Origin of the sequence: Hydrogenophaga sp. IBVHS2, assembly GCF_002127215.1 — a bacterium.
Taxonomy (GTDB): domain Bacteria; phylum Pseudomonadota; class Gammaproteobacteria; order Burkholderiales; family Burkholderiaceae_C; genus Hydrogenophaga.
This window is the reverse complement of the sequence record NZ_NFUT01000002.1, coordinates 892,454-909,878: the sequence shown is the minus strand read 5'-3', so window position 1 is coordinate 909,878 and position 17,425 is coordinate 892,454. Positions and strand designations below refer to the sequence as shown.

The window sequence follows — 17,425 nt, the reverse complement described above, 5'->3', positions numbered from 1 at the left end:
GGGCTTCAGCCGGCTTCGGCCGCCGATCCCCCCGGGGCCTTGCGGCCCTTGAAATTCACGATAGGCGCCAGTCGCGCCTGCTGCAGTTCGTCCAGCGAGAACGTCAGCGCCTGCAGCGGTGCCGGCTGACGCTTCTTGCTCACCCGCTGGCCCGGTTTGGGCTCGGGCTCGTCGCTCCAGACGATCTGCCATTGCACACCGTCGGCAGCACGCTCGAGCGTGCCGCGGAATTTCTTGCGGCTTGCCGACACGGCCCCGCCATTGGCGCCCAGCGGTGCCTTCAGGGTGATGTCGATCACCTCGCCCGCGAAGCGCTGGAAGTCGATCTCGTGACGCAGCGGCCGATCGATGCCGGGCGAACCCACCTCCAGGCGGCGGTAGTCCAGGCCCTCCACCTCCAGCAGGTACTGCAGCTGGCGGGTGATGGTCTCGCAGTCCTCGACGGTGACGAAACGCTCGGCCGCCCGGGGCTCCCCCTCGGCCGGCGGCGTCCACGGCCAGTCGATGGTGACGCGCAGCAGACCGCCAGCCGACCGCTCCAGGTCGACCAGATCGAAACCCAGTCCGGTGACGGTTTGCGCGACGGTGTCTTGCCAGGCCATGTATGCGTTGTTCAGGAGCTGTGCTCGGGGTGTCAGGGGCCGAGGTACCCGGGAGTTGCCCCGAAGCCGCCCCAAAGCCGTTCAGCCAAAAAAAATGGGCCGGTAGTAACCCGCCCATTTGGTCGTGAAGCCGGCATTGTAACGCGCACGACACCCCCGATGCAAGCCGCAGCACCCCGTCAGATGCCCAGCAGCCACTGGATCAGGTTTTTGGCCAGGAAACCCAGCATGCCGAAGGACAGCACCATGAACAGCACGAAGGTGCCGAACCGCCCCGCCCTGGACTCCCGGGCCAGATTGAAGACGATGAACAGCATGTACAGGATGAAGGCGCCGACCCCGAAGGTCAGCCCGAACTGGGCGATCTGGGCCTCGGTGAACCCCCAGAGCGTGCCTTCCATGTCAGGCGGCCGCCAGATCGCGGTAGGCATGCCAGCTGGCATGGGCGATCCATGGGATCACCAGCACCAGCCCCACCAGGGCCATCACCATGCCCAGACCGACCAGGATGGCGATCAGCAGGGCCCACAGCACCATCGGTGCCGGATGGGCCGCCACCGCCCGCCAGCTCGCCATCACGGCCTGATGCACCTGGACCGGTCGGTCCACCAGCATGGGCAGCGCCACCACGGTGGAGGCGTACACCGGGGTGGCCAGCAGCGCGCCCTGCAGCAGCCAGAGCTCGAACAGCCCCGGCTCGGGGGCCAGCACCACGAAACGGAGGAAGTCCAGCGGCCTCTCGATGGGGGTGGGCGAGGCCAGCGTGATCAGCCCGGCCGAGGTGAGCACCCAGCCGGTGCCGGCCAGACCCAGCAGCAGACCGAACCGCACCAGCCGGCCTTCACCCGAACGCCACAAGCCCAGCACCTCCGCCATGTCCATGCGCCGCCCGTCCTGCAAGGCCCGACTGACCGCATACAGGCCGGTGGCGAGGATGGGGGCCACGATCAGGAAGCCGGAAAACGCACCGGCCAGCAGCCAGAAGCGGTCACGGGCCAGCAGCAGGAGCAGACCGCCGAAGGCGGTGACCAGCAGCCCGTGCACCAGACCCGGAACCGGGTTGCGGACCAGGTCGGCCCAGCCCAGGCGCAGCCAGCGCCAGGGTGAGGCCAGGGTGACGGCTGGACGGGAAGCGTTCATCACCGTTCAGGCTGCGGCCTGCACCAGCAGGCGCGTGTAGGGGTGTGCCGGGGCCGACAGCACCTGCGTCACCGGCCCGGCCTCCACGACCTCGCCGTCCTTCATCACGATGACGTCGTGCGCCATGGCGGCGATCACGTCCACATCGTGGGTGATCAGCAGATAGGCCAGCCCGCGTTCGCGCTGCAGGCGCTGCAGCAGGCCCAGCACCTGTTTCTGCACCGTCACGTCGAGGGCGCTGGTGGGCTCATCCAGCACAAGCAGGTCGGGCTCCACGATCAGGGCCCGGGCGATGGCCAGCCGCTGACGCTGGCCGCCGGAGAATTCATGGGGGTAGCGCTGCAGCCAGTCACCACCACGCCGGGGATCGTCCACCAGGCCCACATCGGCCAGGGCCGCCGCCACCCGAGCGCGCCGCTCATCAGCCGACAGGCCGGGGTGGTGGATGGTCAGACCCTCACCGACGATCTGTTCGACCGTCATGCGGGGCGAGAGCGACGAGAAAGGGTCCTGGAACACCACCTGCACCCGCCGGCGCACCGCACGCTGGGCCGCCAGATCACGGCAGGCCTGCCAGGAGGTGCCGGCCACCTGCAGCCCGCCGGCGTGCGGCACCAGACCCAGTGCAGCCAGGGCCAGCGTCGACTTGCCCGATCCGGACTCGCCGATCACGCCCAGGGTGCGGCCCTGGGTCAGTTCGAACTGCGCCTGCCGGACGGCCACGAAGCGGCCCTTGCGGAACCAGCCCTTGAAGCCGGGCAGCGGCACCGGGTAGGCCACTTCCAGGGCCCGGGCCTGCAGCAGCACCGGCGCCTGGTCCGGGGGAACTTCGACCACATCGCGTTCTGGCCGGCTGGCCAGCAGCATGCGGGTGTAGGGGTGGGCCGGGGCGGCAAAGACGTCGGCCACGCTGCCCTGCTCCACCAGATGGCCGTGCTCCATCACGGCCACCCGGTCGGCAAAACGCCGCACCAGATTCAGATCGTGGGTGATCAGCAGCACCGCCATGCCGTGCTGGCGCTGCAGGTCGGACAGCAGGTCCAGCATCTGGCCGCGCAGGCTCACGTCCAGGGCGGTGGTGGGTTCGTCGGCCAGCAGGAGCTTGGGCGAGCTGGCCAGGGCCATGGCGATCATGGCGCGCTGGCGCTGGCCGCCGCTGAGCTGGTGCGGGTAGGCCCCGGCCCGACGTTGCGGTTCGGGGATGCCGGTGGAGGCCAGCAGCTCGACCGTGCCGGCCTGGGCCTGGGCGGCCGTCAGGCCCTTCTTGAGCTGCAGCACCTCGGCGATCTGCTGGCCCACGGTGTAGAGTGGGTTGAGCGCGGTCATGGGCTCCTGGAAGATGACCGCCACCTCGTCGCCGCGCACGCCACGCAGTTCACGCTCCGACAAGGCCAGCAGGTCGCGCCCGTCCAGCAGGGCCTGGCCGCCGACCTCGGCGTTCTGCACCAGCCGCAGCAGCGACAGCGCCGACACCGTCTTGCCCGAACCCGATTCACCCACCAGCGCCAGCTTCTCTCCCGGAGCGATGGCGAAGTCGATGCCATGCACCACCGGGCGGCCGCCAAAGGCCACCTGCAGGCCACGCACATCCAGCAAAGGGGTGGGATCGGTGCTCATGCGTCGGCCTTGCGGGGATCGAGGGCGTCGCGCAGCGCATCGCCCATGAAGGTCAGGAGCAGCAGGGTGACCACCAGCACGCCGAAGGTGGAGATGGAGATCCACCAGGCGTCGATGTTGTTCTTGCCCTGGCTGAGCAGTTCGCCCAGCGAGGGTGTGCCGGGCGGCACGCCCAGCCCGAGGAAGTCGAGCGAGGTGAGTGCCAGGATGGCCGCGCTCATGCGGAACGGCAGGAAGGTCACCACCGGCGTGAGGCTGTTGGGCAGCACATGGCGCCAGATGATCTGGCTGTTGCTCAGACCCATGGCGCGGGCGGCGCGCACATAGTCGAGCTGGCGGTTGCGCAGGAACTCGGCCCGCACATAGTCCGACAGGCCCATCCAGCCGAACAGGCTGAGCAGCACCAGCAGCAGGCCGACGCTGGGCGCGAACACCGCCGAGAAGATGATCAGCAGATAGAGCTCGGGCATGGAGCTCCAGATCTCGATGAAGCGCTGGAAGGCCAGATCGGTGCGTCCGCCGAAGAAACCCTGGATGGCGCCGGTCAGCACGCCCAGCAGCACGCCGATCACGGTCAGCGCCAGCGCGAACAGCACGCTCACCCGGAAGCCGTAGATCAGCTGGGCCAGCAGGTCGCGACCGCGGTCGTCGGTGCCGAGCCAGTTGGCCGCCGACGGCGGCGAGGGATTGGGCAGCTCGGCAAAGTAGTTGATGGTCTTGGGCCCGTAGGGGTTGGGCGCATAGATCGCCCAGTTGCTGCCCCGGGTGATCTGTTCCTTGATGAACGGGTCTAGGTAGTCGGTGGGCGTGTCGAAGTCTCCGCCGAACACCGTCTCGGCATGGTCCTGCACGATGGGGAAGTACCACTGGCCGTCGAAGCGCACCACCAGCGGCCGGTCGTTGGACACCAGCTCGGCGGCCAGGCTGAGTGCCACCAGCACACAGAAGCCGATCAGGCTCCAGTAGCCCAGCCGGTTGCGGCGGAAGCGGTGCCAGGCGCGGCGACCGGGGCTCAGCGGGACAGGACGGGTGGCGGCGGTGTCGGTCATCAGTCGAACTTCACCCGGGGATCGACCCAGACGTAGCACAGGTCGGAAATCAGCTTGGTCACCAGGCCGATGAGCGTGAACAGGAACAGTGTGCCCAGCACCACCGGATAGTCGCGCCGGATCACGCTCTCGTAGCTGAGCAGGCCCAGCCCGTCGAGCGAGAACAGCGTCTCGATCAGCAGCGATCCGGCAAAGAAGGCGCCGATGAAGGCCGCCGGGAACCCGGTGACGATGGGAATCAGGGCATTGCGGAACACATGCTTCCACAGCACCTGCCGCTCGCTCAGGCCCTTGGCCCGGGCCGTCATGACGTACTGCTTGCGGATCTCTTCCAGGAAGGCGTTCTTGGTCAGCATGGCGGTCACCGCAAAACTGCCCAGCACCATGGCGGTGACCGGCAGCGTGATGTGCCAGAGGTAGTCGACGATGCGTGCCCCCCAGGACAGCTCCTCCCAGTTGGACGAGGTCAGCCCGCGCAACGGGAACCACTGCAGCTGCCCGCCGAAGATCACCAGCAGCGCCACGCCCAGCACGAAGCCGGGAATGGCGTAGCCCACCAGGATGATGAGGGTGGTGACCAGGTCGAACCGGGTGCCGGCGCGCACCGCCTTGGCCACGCCCAGCGGCACCGCCACCCCGTAGCTGATGAGGAAGGTCCACAGGCCCAGCGTGATGGAGACCGGCAGCTTCTCGATGATGAGGTCGGCCACCGGCTTGTTCTGGAAGAAGCTGGTGCCCAGGTCGAAGCGGGCGAACTGGCCCAGCATCTGGAAGAAGCGCTCATGGGCAGGCTTGTCGAAGCCATAGAGGGCCTTGATCTGCTCGATGCGCTTGGGGTCCACGCCCTGGGCACCCCGGTACACCGCCCCGCCCTCGGCACCCGCTGCACCCCCGGCGGCACGGGCCTCGGCCAGGTACTGCTCCACCGGACCACCGGGCACGAACTGGATCACCACGAAGGTCAGCAGCAGGACGCCCAGCAGGGTGGGGATCATCAGCAGCAGTCGTTTGAGGATGTAGACCCACATGTTTCATCGACCCTCTTCAGGCCGCCACACACCACGGAACTGGCTGTGCCAGGCCGTTGGTGTGGCCCCCTTGAGGGGGTGACGCGCGAAGCGCGGCGCGGGGGTGTTCATGGTTTTGCCCACCAGGTGTCGATCGCCCAGACCTCGCCGGAGGCATACGGCGGCATCTGCGCCGGCCGTGCCAGACGCCAGGCGTTGTAGGCCATGCGGTGGGTGGTGGCCGACCACTGCGGGATCAGCACATGGCTGTGGCTCACGGCCCGGTCCAGCGCGCGGCAGGCGGCAGTGAAGCTGGCGCGGTCGCTGGCGGCGGTCATGCGTTCGATCAGGGCGTCCACCGCCGGGTTGGCCAGCCCGGTGTGGTTGCCCGAATCCTCGGTGCGCGCGGCCTGGCTGCCGAAGAGGTCGGCGTATTCGGCGCCGGGCGTGCTGGTGCCGCCGTAGGCCAGCGAAATGATGTCGAAGTCGAAGGTGCGCAGGCGCTGCTGGTAGAGGGCAAAGTCCACCGGGCGGAAGCGCAGCTGCACGCCGAGCTTCTCCAGGTTGCGGGTCCAGGGCGCCACCACCCGGGCCCCCACCTCGGCGCTGTCCAGGTACTCCAGGACGAAGGGCTTGCCCTGGGCATTGCGCAGCGCGCCGTCACGCACCGTCCAGCCGGCCTCGCGCAGCAGGGCCTGGGCCTGGCGCAGGTTCTGGCGCAGCGACTGGTCGCCGTCGGTGCGGGGTGGCGCATAGGCCGGGCCGAACACGGCGGCCGGCAGCTGGGTGCGCCAGGGCTCCAGCAGCGCCAGCTCGGCCGGCGACGGCAGGCCCTGGGCCGAGCAGTCGGTGTTCCCGAACAGGCCGCGCACCCGCTGGTAGGCGCCGTAGAACATCTGCCGGTTCATCCATTCGTAGTCCAGCGCCAGGCCGAGTGCCTGACGCACCCGGATGTCGTCCAGCGGGGGCCGGCGCGTGTTGAGCACATAACTCTGGAAGCCGGTGGGCAGCCGGTGCTGGAACTCGCCCTTGACCAGCTCGCCGCTGTCGAAGCGCCGGCCATTGACGCGCCGTGCCCAGTCGCCGGCCGAGAAGAAGCGCATCAGGTCGAACTCGCCGGCCTTCAGGGCTTCGAGCCGCGCGGTGTTGTCCTTGTAGATCTTGACGGTGATGCGGTCGAAGTTGGCGGTGCCCCGGCGCACCGGCAGATCCCGCGCCCAGTAGGCCGGATCGCGCACATAGGTGATGTCACGACCGAAGTTCACCGGACCGATGCGGTACGGCCCGCTGCCGATGGGGATGTCGGTCACCACCTGGTCGAAGGTCTTGCGCTGTCCGGTCTTGGGATCGATCTGGTTGCCCCACTGGCGGCTGAACACCGGCAGACCACCCACGGTGAGCGGCAGTTCGCGGTTGGGCTTGCGGAAGCGGTAGCGCACCGTGCGCTCGTCCAGCACGTCCAGACCCGCCACCTCGGCCAGAATGGTCTTGTAGACCGGGGAGGTGTGGGGGCCCATCAGGGTGTCGAAGCTGTGCTTCACATCGGCCGCCAGCACCGGGTCGCCGTTGTGGAAACGGGCCGTGCTGCGCAGCCGGAAGGTGACCGACAGGCCGTCCGGGGCGGCCTGCACGTCCTCGGCCAGCAGGCCATAGCCGGCGCCGTTCTCGTCCAGCGCGCCGGACAGCAGGCTGTCGAACATCAGGTTGCTCAGGTAAGCCGGCGCGCTGCCCCGCAGCGTGAAGGGGTTGTACTTGTCGAAGGTGCTGGTGCGCAGGTTGCTGACCAGCCGCAGCTCCCCACCCTTGGGGGCCTGCGGATTGACATAGTCGAAGTGGGTGAACCCGGCGGGGTACTTCAGCTCGCCCCAGATGGCGTAGCCGTGGGCTGCCCAGACCGGCGCCGAGACCATCAGCCACGCCGGCAGGACCAGGCAGAAGCAGAGGCAGGCGCGAAGAAACGTCATGCGACAATTCTGCTGCAATTTTTCTGGAGATTGAATGATGGGTTTTCTCGCGGGCAAGAAACTGCTGATCACGGGCGTGCTGTCCAACCGCTCGATCGCATACGGCATTGCCAAGGCCTGCCACCAGCAAGGTGCCGAACTGGCATTCAGCTATGTCGGTGAACGTTTCAAGGACCGCATCACCGAGTTTGCGGCCGATTTCGATTCGAAGCTGGTGTTCGACTGCGACGTGGGCGACGACGCGCAGATCGAGCGCCTGTTCACCGACCTGTCCGCCGTGTGGCCCAAGTTCGACGGCTTCGTGCACAGCATCGGCTTTGCGCCGCGCGAGGCCATTGCCGGCGACTTCCTGGAAGGTCTTTCGCGCGAGAGCTTCCGCATCGCCCACGACATCAGCGCCTACAGCTTTCCGGCCATGGCCAAGGCCGCCCTGCCCTACCTCAACGACAAGTCGGCCCTGCTGACCCTGAGCTACCTGGGTTCGCTGCGCGCCGTGCCCAACTACAACACCATGGGCCTGGCCAAGGCCAGCCTGGAAGCGTCGGTGCGTTACCTGGCCGAATCGCTGGGTCCGCGCGGGATGCGGGTCAACGGCATCAGCGCCGGCCCGATCAAGACGCTGGCGGCCAGCGGCATCAAGGACTTCGGCAAGCTGCTCAACGTGGTGGCCAGCGCGTCCCCCATCCGCCGCAACGTGACCATCGAGGACGTGGGCAACGTGGCGGCTTTCCTGCTGTCCGACCTGGCCGGCGGCGTCACGGCAGAGATCACCTATGTGGACGGTGGCTACAGCCAGACCACCGGCCTGAGCAAGGACAACATGGCCTGATCGCCTGTGTCCTCAGGCATGAAAAAGCCGCCCTCGGGCGGCTTTTTTGCGGCTGTTCATGTCAGCGCGGCAGCAGCACCTTGTCGATCACATGGATCACGCCGTTGGACTGGATGACGTCGGCAATGGTCACCTGCGCGACGCCGCCCTTTTCGTCCGTGACCATGACCTTGCCGCCCTGCGCCTTCACAGTCAGGGTACCGCCCGCGACCGTCTTCAGCATGGCGGAGCCCTTGCCTTCGGTCACGGCCTTGGACAGCGCTGCGGCATCCAGCTTGCCGGGAACCACGTGGTAGGTCAGCACACCGGTCAGGGCGGCCTTGTTTTCCGGCTTGAGCAGGTTGTCGACCGTGCCGGCGGGCAGCATGCCGAACGCAGCATTGGTGGGCGCAAACACGGTGAACGGACCAGCGGACTTGAGCGTGTCGACCAGACCGGCAGCCTTGACCGCAGCCACCAGGGTGGTGTGATCTTTGGAATTGACGGCGTTGTCGATGATGTCCTTGGTGGGGAACATCGGGGCGCCGCCCACAGTGACCTGGGCCATGGCGCTGCCGCCGGCCAGGGCCAGTGCCAGCCCGAGGGCGACCAGATTGCGATTGGCGTGGAACTTCATCATGACATCTCCTTGGGTTGAAGCCACCGCGGGTTGCAGCGGACACCCTCAGTACGGAGACGACGACGGAACCGGATGAAGCAACCCCGCCGCGCGCACGGGAAAGACCGCCCGGTGAATCCGCCGGCCCCAGCAAGGCGTAGCGGTCCGGCCCCCGTCAGACTTGGCTGGACAACTTCACACAGTCGGCAAAGTAGGCCTTCTGGCCGTCTTCGCCGACGACCTCCACCAGCCCGTGGATGTCGGTCTCGAAGCCGGGGCACTGGCGGTTGAATTCGCGGGCGAACTTCAGGTAGTCCACGATCTTGCGGTTGAACACCTCGCCGGGGATCAGCAGCGGAATGCCCGGCGGGTACGGCGTGACCAGGCTGGTGGTGATGCGGCCTTCCAGCTGGTCGATCGGCACCCGCTCGGTGGTGCGTTGCGCGATGTGGGCAAAGGCGTCCGACGGCTTCATGGCCGGGGTGAGGTCGCTCAGGTACATCTCGGTGGTCAGGCGGGCGATGTCGTAGCGGGCGTACATCTCGTGCACGTGCTGGCACAGGTCGCGCAGGCCCATCTGCTCGTAGCGCGGGTGCTTCTGGCAGAACTCCGGCAGGATGCGCCACATCGGCTGGTTCTTGGCGTAGTCGTCCTTGAACTGCTGGAGTGCGGTCAGCAGCGTGTTCCAGCGGCCCTTGGTGATGCCGATGGTGAACATGATGAAGAAGCTGTAGAGGCCGGTCTTCTCGACCACCACGCCGTGCTCGGCGAGGAACTTGGTGACGATGGAGGCCGGGATGCCGGTCTCGTCGAAGCTGCCGTCGAGCTTGAGGCCGGGCGTGACGATGGTGGCCTTGATGGGGTCGAGCATGTTGAAGCCCGGCGCCATGTCGCCAAAGCCGTGCCAGTCCTTTTCGGTGTCGCGGCCGTCGTCGGCCTTCTGCCGGTTGAGCACCCAGTCGCGGGCTTCGCCCACGCCCTCGTCGGCCAGATGCTCCGGTCCCCAAACCTGGAACCACCAGTCGTCGGCACCGAACTCGTCCTCGATCTTGCGCATGGCGCGGCGGAAATCGAGTGCCTCCAGGATGCTTTCCTCCACCAGCGCGCGGCCGCCGGGCGGCTCCATCATGGCCGCGGCCACGTCGCAGCTGGCGATGATGGCGTACTGCGGGCTGGTGCTGGTGTGCATCAGGTAGGCCTCGTTGAAGAGGTGGCGGTCCAGCTTGACGTTCTGCGAGTCCTGCACCAGCACGTGGCTGGCCTGGCTGATGCCGGCCAGCAGCTTGTGGATGGACTGGGTCGAATACACCACCGATTCCTTGGGGCGCGCCCGCTTCTTGCCCATGGCGTGGAAGTTGCCATAGAACGGGTGGAAGGCGGCATGCGGCAACCAGGCCTCGTCGAAGTGCAGATTGGCCACGTAGCCGTCGAGCATCTGCTTGATGGCCTCGGTGTTGTAGAGCACGCCGTCGTAGGTCGACTGGGTCAGCGTGAGCACCCGGGGCCTGACCGATTCGGCGTCCACACCGGCCAGCAGCGGGTTGGCGCGGATCTTGGCCTGGATGGACTCGATCTCGAACTCGGCCTGGGGAATGGGGCCGATGATCCCGTAGTGGTTGCGCGTGGGCTTGAGGAAGACCGGGATGGCGCCGGTCATGATGATCGAGTGCAGGATGCTCTTGTGGCAGTTGCGGTCCACCACCACCACATCGCCCGGCGCCACCGTGTGGTGCCACACCATCTTGTTGCTGGTGCTGGTGCCGTTGGTGACGAAGAAGCAGTGGTCGGCATTGAAGATGCGCGCGGCGTTGCGCTCGGAAGCACCGATGGCGCCGTTGTGGTCGAGCAGCTGGCCCAGCTCCTCCACCGCGTTGCACACATCGGCCCGCAGCATGTTCTCGCCGAAGAACTGGTGGAACATCTGCCCCACCGGCGTCTTCAGGAAGGCCACACCGCCCGAGTGGCCTGGACAGTGCCACGAGTAGGAGCCGTCCTCGGCGTAGTCGAGCAGCGCCTTGAAGAACGGCGGCTGGATGCCCTCCAGATAGCTCTTGGCTTCGCGGATGATGTGGCGTGCCACGAACTCCGGCGTGTCCTCGAACATGTGGATGAAGCCATGCAGCTCGCGCAGGATGTCGTTGGGCAGGTGGCGGCTGGTCTTGGTCTCGCCGTAGATGTAGATCGGCACCTCGGTGTTCTTGCGCCGCACCTCCTCGATGAAGTTGCGCAGGTTCAGCACCGCCGGGTCGAGCTCGGGACCGGGGGTGAACTCCTCGTCGTCGATGGACAGGATGAAGGCACTGGCCCGGCTCTGCTGCTGGGCGAACTGGCTCAGGTCGCCGTAGCTGGTTACGCCCACCACCTCGAAACCTTCGCTCTCGATGGCCTGCGCCATGGCGCGGATGCCCAGGCCCGAGCTGTTCTCGGAACGGAAGTCCTCGTCGATGATGACGATGGGAAAACGGAATTTCATCTCAAGCTCCAGCCAGGCGCGGCCACGCCGCCCAACATGCAGGCCCGAAGGCCACAAAGAAAAGGCCCGACGACCTCACGCCGTCGGGCAAGGGCCGAAGTGTACGGAAATCGCGTGTCCTCCCGGCGGCGGACGGTGGCTTTTGTCGCAGAATCGACCGGGAACCGGCCACAAGCTGCCGGCATGAAAGGCGCATCCGATGGCAATGTCGACGATCTGGTGGTTGCTGGCAGGCGGTGCCGTGGCCCTGGAACTGTTCACCGGCACCTTCTACCTGCTCATGGTGGCGCTGGGCCTGGGGGCCGGCGCCCTGGCGGCCCATGGCGGTCTGGGCCTGACCGCCCAGCTGGTGGCCGCTGCCGTGGTGGGCGCCGGCGCCGTGGCAGTCTGGACGGTGCTGCGACGCCGTCAGGCCTCCGATCTGCCGGCAGGCGCCCGCCGTGACGTCAACCTGGACATCGGCGAGGTGGTGCAGGTGCTGGCCTGGGAAGCTGACGGCACTGCGCATGTGCAGTACCGCGGTGCCCGCTGGACCGCCATCCCCCGCGTCGGACTGGCGCCTGAACCCGGACCGCACCGGGTGATCGAACTGGTCGGCAACCGCCTGGTGCTCGACCGCGCCTGACCCCTTTCCCTCTTCCCCAAGGAACCCCCTCATGGAAATCGCGATCGTCCTCATCGTCATAGCGGCCATCTTCATCAAGAGCTCGATCAAGGTCGTGCCCCAGCAGAACGCCTGGGTGGTGGAACGGCTCGGCAAGTACCACACCGCACTGGCACCCGGCCTGAACTTCATCGTGCCCTTCATCGACAAGGTGGCCTACCAGCACAGCCTCAAGGAGATTCCGCTGGACGTGCCCAGCCAGATCTGCATCACCCGCGACAACACCCAGCTGCAGGTCGACGGCATCCTGTACTTCCAGGTCACCGACCCGATGCGTGCCAGCTACGGCTCATCGAATTACATCGTGGCCGTCACCCAGCTCGCGCAGACCTCGCTGCGCTCCGTCATCGGCAAGCTCGAACTCGACAAGACCTTCGAGGAGCGCGACATCATCAACGCCCAGGTGGTGCAGGCCATCGACGAGGCCGCCCTCAACTGGGGCGTGAAGGTGCTGCGCTACGAGATCAAGGACCTCACCCCGCCCAAGGAGATCCTGCACGCCATGCAGCAGCAGATCACGGCCGAGCGGGAGAAGCGCGCCCTGATCGCGGCCTCCGAAGGCCGTCGTCAGGAACAGATCAACATCGCCACCGGCGAGCGCGAGGCCTTCATTGCCCGCTCCGAAGGCGAGAAGCAGGCCGCCATCAACAATGCGCAGGGCGAGGCCGCCTCCATCACCGCGGTGGCCGAAGCCACGGCCCAGGCCATCGAACGCGTGGCCGCCGCGATCCGCCAGCCCGGCGGTCAGGAAGCGGTGCAGCTCAAGGTGGCCGAACGGGCGGTGGACGCTTATGCCAAGGTAGCTGCCGACGCCACCACCACCCTCATCGTGCCCGGCAACATGACCGAGGTGTCGTCCCTGATCGCCTCGGCCATGAAGATGGTCAACGCCACCCATAGCCCTGCTCGCTGAACCCCATGGACCACGATGCCCTCAACGTGATGGGCGAGCCGCTGCAGGCGTGCTCGTTCGACCCCGTCACCGGTTTCTATCGTGATGGCTGCTGCCACACCGGCCCCGACGACGTCGGCACCCATGTGGTGTGCGCCCGCGTCACGGCCGATTTCCTGGCCTTTTCGCAAGCGGTCGGCAACGACCTGAGCACCCCCCGACCTGAATGGCGCTTTCCAGGTCTCAGGCCTGGAGACCGCTGGTGCCTGTGCGTGCGGCGCTGGAAGGAGGCCCTGACCGCCGGCGTGGCCCCGCCGGTGATCCTGGAGGCCACCCACGCCTCCACCCTCCAGTTCGTGGATCTGGAAACGCTTCAGCGGCATGCATGGCGCAGGTCCACCGACGGCAGCGCCGCCACCTGAACGGCAAGTCCTGCAAAAACGGACCTCCTGCCCTGCTACAATCGCAGGCTTCGCGGAGAGGTGGATGAGCGGTTTAAGTCGCACGCCTGGAAAGCGTGTGTGGGCTAATCCCCACCGCGGGTTCGAATCCCGCCCTCTCCGCCACACCATGCAAGCCCCTGCCATCTCGCGATCGCAGGGGCTTCTCATTTCCGGTGCTTGCACCGCGCCGTCAGAAAACAAAGGTTGTGCGAACCGCGGAACGCTGTCACACTCCGCCCACTGTTGCGAATGCTTTCCTCAGCAACAGACAAGTTTGATTCGGGCAGCGGTACCCCCAACACCGCACACCTCCACCGCACCGGCCCGTCCTGGGCCCCCGCCGGTGGTCTGACTTCCTCCCCAGGCGAGCTTCTTTCGGTCCTTCCACAGGACCGTCCATGACACGCGCACAGCCACGCGCAGCGCACATTCTGAAAGGCTCATCATGAGCAGCAAACTTTACGTCGGCAACCTGTCTTACTCGGTTCGCGACGAAGACCTCCAGCAACAATTCGCCTCCTTCGGCCAGGTGCAGTCCGCCAAGGTCATGATGGAGCGCGACACCGGCCGCTCCAAGGGCTTCGGCTTCGTCGAGATGTCGAGCCCGGCCGAAGCCGAAGCCGCCATCCAGGCCATGCACGGCAAGAACATGGGTGGCCGTGACCTGACGGTCAACATTGCCCGCCCCATGGAAGCGCGCGCCCCGCGCAGCGGCGGCTTCGGCGGTGGCTACGACGGCAACCGTCGCAACAGCTACTGAGCTGACGGGCTTTCGCAGCCCGATCGCCCATGAAAAAGCCGCCCCTCGGGGCGGCTTTTCTGCGTGAGGACCGATCGGTCGATCAGCGGATCACGGCGATGGTGGTGCGGGCACCGCCCTTGTAGGTCATGAGGGTCAGGGCACCGTTCTTGATGTCACCCTTCTCGTCGAACTCGATGTTGCCGGTCACGCCCTTGTAGTTGGTGGCCTTCAGGGCAGGCAGGTAGACCTTGGGGTCGGCCGAGCCGGCGGTGACCATGGCGTTGGCCATGACCTTCACGGCGTCGTACACGTACGGGGCATACACCTGGACGTCGGCGTTGAACTTGGCCTTGAAGTCGGCGCGGAACTTGTCCATGCCGGCCTTCTGCTCGCCTTCGACACCACCGGCTTCGGCGCAGTAGACCTGCTCGTCGGCCATGCCGTCACCCGACAGCTTCGGCAGCTCGGAGGTGCAGATGCCGTCGCCGCCCATGAACTTGGCGTTGATGCCCAGCTGCTTCATCTGCTTGAGCATCGGGCCGGCCACGGCGTCCATGCCGCCGAAGAACACCACGTCGGGCTTCTTGGCCTTCAGGGTGGTCAGGATGGCGTTGAAGTCGGTGGCCTTGTCGTTGGTGAATTCACGACCCACGACCTTGCCGCCGGCGGCGATCACGCCCTTCTCGAACTCGTCAGCCACGCCCTGACCGTAGGCGGTGCGGTCGTCGATGACGGCCACGTTCTGTGCCTTGAGGGTCTGGACAGCGTACTTGCCCAGGGTGCCACCCAGGTGCACGTCGTCAGCCACCAGGCGGAAAGCGCCCTGGTAGCCCTGGCGGGTGTACTTGGGGTTGGTGGCAGAGGGAGAGATCTGGGGGATGCCGGCGTCGTTGTAGATCTGCGAGGCCGGGATGGTGGTGCCGGAGTTCAGGTGACCGATCACGCCGGCGACCTTGGCGTCCACCAGCTTGGTGGCAGCGGCGGTGCCCTGCTTGGGGTCGGCGGCGTCGTCTTCAGCCAGCAGCTCGAACTTGACCGGCTTGCCACCCAGGGTCAGGCCGGCAGCGTTCAGCTCTTCGATGGCCATGCGGGCGCCGTTCTCGTTGTCCTTGCCCAGGTGGGCGATGGCGCCACTGGTGGGACCAACGTGACCGATCTTGACGACCTGGGCTTCAGCTGCGGGGGCAGCAGCGGGAGCGGCGGCGGGCGCAGCGGCCTCTTCCTTCTTGCCACAAGCCGCAAGCGCCACAGCCGCGGCGATGACGGCCAGTTTGATGTTCAGTTGCATGGGGATTCCTCGAAAGGGATGAAGTTGAAACGCGGAGGGAACTTTTTTCTCCACTGCATAAAGATACCCCAAAAAACCGGCAGATTTCACGCTGCGAAGCCGGCATGTGGCAGCCAAGGGTTTTCCTCATGCGTAATCGCAACATCGAATGCCGCATTAGCGGCGTCGATGCTGGACCCGAACCATCATGGGGCGGCCGATGCCAGATCGTGGCGCACCGGCTCGATGCCCTGCACCCGGTAGGTGCGCCACCGGTCCCTCGCCTTCAGGCGGTCTTCCTCGGACTGGGTCACCACCTCGATGACACGCTCGAACCGGTCCCAGCCTTCCGCCACGTCATCGCACAGATTGACCAGCACCTGCCGATCCCCGGCCTGTGGCGCAGCTGTGGCCAGGTGGATCGGCGAATGGCGCAGCAGTTCGGGGGCGTCGCCCTCACGGCTGTGAGGAACGAAGTCGCCCGGCTGACTGATCCACAGGGCCTGGTCGAGCCTTTCAAGGTCTTCGGGGGCCACCCGCACCCACAGACGGGCGCCCTTCAGGTAGGCCTTGCGCAGCAGCCGGCAGGCATAGGCCACCCGGTCCGGGGCATTGAAATGGAACGCGACTTCGGCCGGCATGGGTTCAGGCGCGGGCCTTGCGCCGAGCGGACCGGGCGGGAGCCGTCTGCGCCTGGTCCAGGATGAACTGCAGCAGCAGCGGCACCGGCCGCCCGGTGGCGCCCTTGGCAGCGCCGCTCTTCCAGGCGGTACCGGCGATGTCCAGGTGGGCCCAGGGCATGTCGCCGACGAACTTCTGCAGGAACTTGGCGGCGGTCACCGACCCGGCCGCGCGACCGGCCACATTGCCCATGTCGGCAAAGTTCGATTTGAGCCCCTCGGCGTATTCATCGTCGAGCGGCATGCGCCAGGCCAGGTCACCCGAGGTGTCGCCGGCCTTCTGCAGGGCGGTGGCCAGTTCGTCGCTGGCGCTGAACAGACCGGTCCGCACGGCACCCAGGGCGATGACGCAGGCACCGGTCAGGGTGGCGATGTCGACCACCGCCCGGGGTTTGAAGCGGGCGGCGTAGGTGAGCGCATCGCACAGGATGAGACGCCCTTCGGCATCGGTGTTGAGGATCTCGATGGTCTGGCCGCTCATGCTGCGGACCACATCGCCGGGCTTGACCGCCAGGCCGTCGGGCATGTTCTCGCAGCTCGGGATCAGGCCCACCACATTGATCGCCGGCCTGAGCTCGGCCAGGGCCGCGAAGGTGCCGAGCACGCTGGCGGCTCCGCCCATGTCGAACTTCATCTCGTCCATCTCGGGCGCCGGCTTGATGGAGATGCCGCCGGTGTCGAAGGTGATGCCCTTGCCGACCAGCACCACCGGCGCGTCGCCCTTGGCACCGCCGCTGTACTGCATCACGATGAAGCGCAGCGGCTCGGCCGAGCCCTGGGCCACCGCCATGAAGGCCCCCATGCCGAGGGCGGCCACCTGCTTGGGGCCCAGCACCTCGGTCTTGATGCCCGGCTGGCGACCGAGCGCCTTGGCAGCTTCGGCCAGGTGGGTGGGCGTGGCATGGTTGCCAGGGCGATTGGCCCACTCCTTGGCGAACTCCACGCCGGTCACCAGCGCCTTGCCCACCTCGAAACCGGAACGCACCGCACCCGCATCGGACACGGCCACCGTGACCCGCTTGAGCGCGCGCGCCTTGGCCGAGGGCTTGGTGGTGGTGTAGGCGTAGCTCGCTTCGGCGCAGGCCTGCACCGCCATGCGCACCGCCAGGGCATCGTCCGGCAGACCGCTGAGCACCAGCGCCAGCTTTTCGAGACCGCCCTGGCGCAGGGCCGAGGTGCCGGCGGCCACGGCCTTGCGCACCGCTGCCGGCGAGCCGTCGCCGGCACGGACCAGCACGACACGCCCGGCCTTGACACCGTCGACCTTGTAGGCCGCAATCATCTGGCCCACACCGGCCTCCAGGTCGGCCAGTGCGTGCGCTGCCAGGCGCGACAGCGCATCAGGACTGGCGGCCAGCGCCGCGGGCAGGTCGTCGGGCAGGGCCACCAGCAGGGCGTCGACCGGGAGCTGGGCCGCCTGCGTCAGAGTCAGGGACTTGAGTTCGAAGTTCATAATCG

General features: G+C 67.0%; 17 protein-coding genes and 1 tRNA gene. 6 read left to right on the top strand and 12 right to left on the bottom strand.

Annotated features, from left to right (window positions below):
• Nucleotides 1-5: 5 nt before the first annotated feature.
• The 7 genes from rimP to CAP38_RS08985 form a co-directional block, all read right to left on the bottom strand.
• Nucleotides 6-602, bottom strand: coding sequence for a ribosome maturation factor RimP (gene rimP / locus CAP38_RS09015; RefSeq protein ID WP_086120989.1), 597 nt, complete (start codon nucleotides 600-602; stop codon nucleotides 6-8).
• Between the two features lie 179 nt (nucleotides 603-781).
• On the bottom strand, nucleotides 782-1,003 hold the full coding sequence (locus tag CAP38_RS09010; protein WP_086120988.1) for a DUF2788 domain-containing protein: 222 nt from the start codon (nucleotides 1,001-1,003) through the stop codon (nucleotides 782-784).
• Between the two features lies 1 nt (nucleotide 1,004).
• The gene (locus CAP38_RS09005) at nucleotides 1,005-1,742 is read right to left on the bottom strand and encodes a DUF2189 domain-containing protein (RefSeq protein WP_086120987.1); all 738 of its coding nucleotides are present in this window, start codon (nucleotides 1,740-1,742) and stop codon (nucleotides 1,005-1,007) included.
• Nucleotides 1,743-1,748: 6 nt separating this feature from the next.
• Entirely contained in the window at nucleotides 1,749-3,359 is a 1,611-nt protein-coding gene (locus CAP38_RS09000) for an ABC transporter ATP-binding protein (RefSeq protein ID WP_086120986.1), read from the bottom strand.
• Nucleotides 3,356-4,408, bottom strand: coding sequence for an ABC transporter permease (locus CAP38_RS08995; protein ID WP_086120985.1), 1,053 nt, complete (start codon nucleotides 4,406-4,408; stop codon nucleotides 3,356-3,358). The genes CAP38_RS09000 and CAP38_RS08995 overlap by 4 nt, the downstream gene beginning before the upstream one ends.
• A complete protein-coding gene (locus tag CAP38_RS08990) occupies nucleotides 4,408-5,436 on the bottom strand; it encodes a microcin C ABC transporter permease YejB (protein ID WP_086120984.1) in 1,029 nt (342 codons plus the stop codon). Before CAP38_RS08990 ends, CAP38_RS08995 begins: the two co-directional genes overlap by 1 nt.
• 107 nt (nucleotides 5,437-5,543) lie before the next feature.
• On the bottom strand, nucleotides 5,544-7,379 hold the full coding sequence (locus tag CAP38_RS08985) for an extracellular solute-binding protein (protein ID WP_179188506.1): 1,836 nt from the start codon (nucleotides 7,377-7,379) through the stop codon (nucleotides 5,544-5,546).
• Nucleotides 7,380-7,416: 37 nt separating this feature from the next.
• Here CAP38_RS08985 and fabI point away from each other — a divergent pair, with 37 nt between their 5' ends.
• Nucleotides 7,417-8,208 carry an enoyl-ACP reductase FabI gene (gene fabI, locus CAP38_RS08980; protein WP_086121122.1) on the top strand — a complete coding sequence of 264 codons (792 nt, stop codon included), beginning with the start codon at nucleotides 7,417-7,419 and terminating at the stop codon, nucleotides 8,206-8,208.
• A 61-nt stretch (nucleotides 8,209-8,269) separates the two neighbouring features.
• On the opposite strand, the gene CAP38_RS08975 is transcribed toward fabI, so the two are convergent.
• Together CAP38_RS08975 and CAP38_RS08970 are read right to left on the bottom strand one after the other, a co-directional pair.
• Nucleotides 8,270-8,824 (bottom strand): fasciclin domain-containing protein, encoded by a 555-nt coding sequence (locus CAP38_RS08975; protein ID WP_179188514.1) that lies wholly within the window; start codon nucleotides 8,822-8,824, stop codon nucleotides 8,270-8,272.
• Nucleotides 8,825-8,981: 157 nt separating this feature from the next.
• Nucleotides 8,982-11,279 (bottom strand): arginine/lysine/ornithine decarboxylase, encoded by a 2,298-nt coding sequence (locus tag CAP38_RS08970; protein ID WP_086120982.1) that lies wholly within the window; start codon nucleotides 11,277-11,279, stop codon nucleotides 8,982-8,984.
• A gap of 199 nt (nucleotides 11,280-11,478) precedes the next feature.
• Between CAP38_RS08970 and CAP38_RS08965 the strand changes: the two genes are divergently transcribed.
• The 5 genes from CAP38_RS08965 (at nucleotide 11,479) to CAP38_RS08945 (ending at nucleotide 14,038) form a co-directional block, all read left to right on the top strand.
• Entirely contained in the window at nucleotides 11,479-11,904 is a 426-nt protein-coding gene (locus tag CAP38_RS08965) for an NfeD family protein (RefSeq protein WP_086120981.1), read from the top strand.
• A gap of 31 nt (nucleotides 11,905-11,935) precedes the next feature.
• Nucleotides 11,936-12,856, top strand: coding sequence for an SPFH domain-containing protein (locus CAP38_RS08960; RefSeq protein WP_086120980.1), 921 nt, complete (start codon nucleotides 11,936-11,938; stop codon nucleotides 12,854-12,856).
• Between the two features lie 5 nt (nucleotides 12,857-12,861).
• Entirely contained in the window at nucleotides 12,862-13,257 is a 396-nt protein-coding gene (locus CAP38_RS08955; protein ID WP_086120979.1) for a DUF2237 family protein, read from the top strand.
• Nucleotides 13,258-13,311: 54 nt separating this feature from the next.
• Nucleotides 13,312-13,401 (top strand) — tRNA-Ser (locus tag CAP38_RS08950).
• A 322-nt stretch (nucleotides 13,402-13,723) separates the two neighbouring features.
• Nucleotides 13,724-14,038, top strand: a complete 315-nt coding sequence (locus tag CAP38_RS08945; RefSeq protein ID WP_086120978.1) for an RNA-binding protein — start codon at nucleotides 13,724-13,726, stop codon at nucleotides 14,036-14,038.
• Nucleotides 14,039-14,120: 82 nt separating this feature from the next.
• Here CAP38_RS08945 and CAP38_RS08940 read toward each other — a convergent pair whose 3' ends face one another.
• The 3 genes from CAP38_RS08940 to CAP38_RS08930 all read right to left on the bottom strand — a co-directional run bounded on the left by CAP38_RS08940 (nucleotide 14,121) and on the right by CAP38_RS08930 (nucleotide 17,420).
• Nucleotides 14,121-15,308, bottom strand: a complete 1,188-nt coding sequence (locus CAP38_RS08940) for a branched-chain amino acid ABC transporter substrate-binding protein (RefSeq protein WP_086120977.1) — start codon at nucleotides 15,306-15,308, stop codon at nucleotides 14,121-14,123.
• 185 nt (nucleotides 15,309-15,493) lie between these two features.
• Complete coding sequence (locus tag CAP38_RS08935) at nucleotides 15,494-15,928, bottom strand: DNA polymerase III subunit chi (RefSeq protein WP_086120976.1); 435 nt, start codon at nucleotides 15,926-15,928, stop codon at nucleotides 15,494-15,496.
• A 4-nt stretch (nucleotides 15,929-15,932) separates the two neighbouring features.
• Nucleotides 15,933-17,420, bottom strand: coding sequence for a leucyl aminopeptidase (locus CAP38_RS08930; protein ID WP_086120975.1), 1,488 nt, complete (start codon nucleotides 17,418-17,420; stop codon nucleotides 15,933-15,935).
• Nucleotides 17,421-17,425: the final 5 nt, after the last annotated feature.

What these genes read in the sequence shown, in the direction of transcription:
- CAP38_RS08990 (WP_086120984.1), bottom strand. Translation starts at nt 5,436, where the DNA reads ATGTGGGTCTACATCCTCAAACGACTGCTGCTGATGATCCCCACCCTG.
- CAP38_RS09005 (WP_086120987.1), bottom strand. Translation starts at nt 1,742, where the DNA reads ATGAACGCTTCCCGTCCAGCCGTCACCCTGGCCTCACCCTGGCGCTGG.
- CAP38_RS08955 (WP_086120979.1), top strand. Translation starts at nt 12,862, where the DNA reads ATGGACCACGATGCCCTCAACGTGATGGGCGAGCCGCTGCAGGCGTGC.
- CAP38_RS09010 (WP_086120988.1), bottom strand. Translation starts at nt 1,003, where the DNA reads ATGGAAGGCACGCTCTGGGGGTTCACCGAGGCCCAGATCGCCCAGTTC.
- CAP38_RS08985 (WP_179188506.1), bottom strand. Translation starts at nt 7,379, where the DNA reads ATGACGTTTCTTCGCGCCTGCCTCTGCTTCTGCCTGGTCCTGCCGGCG.
- fabI (WP_086121122.1), top strand. Translation starts at nt 7,417, where the DNA reads ATGGGTTTTCTCGCGGGCAAGAAACTGCTGATCACGGGCGTGCTGTCC.
- CAP38_RS08930 (WP_086120975.1), bottom strand. Translation starts at nt 17,420, where the DNA reads ATGAACTTCGAACTCAAGTCCCTGACTCTGACGCAGGCGGCCCAGCTC.
- CAP38_RS08935 (WP_086120976.1), bottom strand. Translation starts at nt 15,928, where the DNA reads ATGCCGGCCGAAGTCGCGTTCCATTTCAATGCCCCGGACCGGGTGGCC.
- CAP38_RS08960 (WP_086120980.1), top strand. Translation starts at nt 11,936, where the DNA reads ATGGAAATCGCGATCGTCCTCATCGTCATAGCGGCCATCTTCATCAAG.
- CAP38_RS08975 (WP_179188514.1), bottom strand. Translation starts at nt 8,824, where the DNA reads ATGAAGTTCCACGCCAATCGCAATCTGGTCGCCCTCGGGCTGGCACTG.
- CAP38_RS08940 (WP_086120977.1), bottom strand. Translation starts at nt 15,308, where the DNA reads ATGCAACTGAACATCAAACTGGCCGTCATCGCCGCGGCTGTGGCGCTT.
- CAP38_RS08945 (WP_086120978.1), top strand. Translation starts at nt 13,724, where the DNA reads ATGAGCAGCAAACTTTACGTCGGCAACCTGTCTTACTCGGTTCGCGAC.
- CAP38_RS08965 (WP_086120981.1), top strand. Translation starts at nt 11,479, where the DNA reads ATGGCAATGTCGACGATCTGGTGGTTGCTGGCAGGCGGTGCCGTGGCC.
- CAP38_RS08970 (WP_086120982.1), bottom strand. Translation starts at nt 11,279, where the DNA reads ATGAAATTCCGTTTTCCCATCGTCATCATCGACGAGGACTTCCGTTCC.
- CAP38_RS08995 (WP_086120985.1), bottom strand. Translation starts at nt 4,408, where the DNA reads ATGACCGACACCGCCGCCACCCGTCCTGTCCCGCTGAGCCCCGGTCGC.
- rimP (WP_086120989.1), bottom strand. Translation starts at nt 602, where the DNA reads ATGGCCTGGCAAGACACCGTCGCGCAAACCGTCACCGGACTGGGTTTC.
- CAP38_RS09000 (WP_086120986.1), bottom strand. Translation starts at nt 3,359, where the DNA reads ATGAGCACCGATCCCACCCCTTTGCTGGATGTGCGTGGCCTGCAGGTG.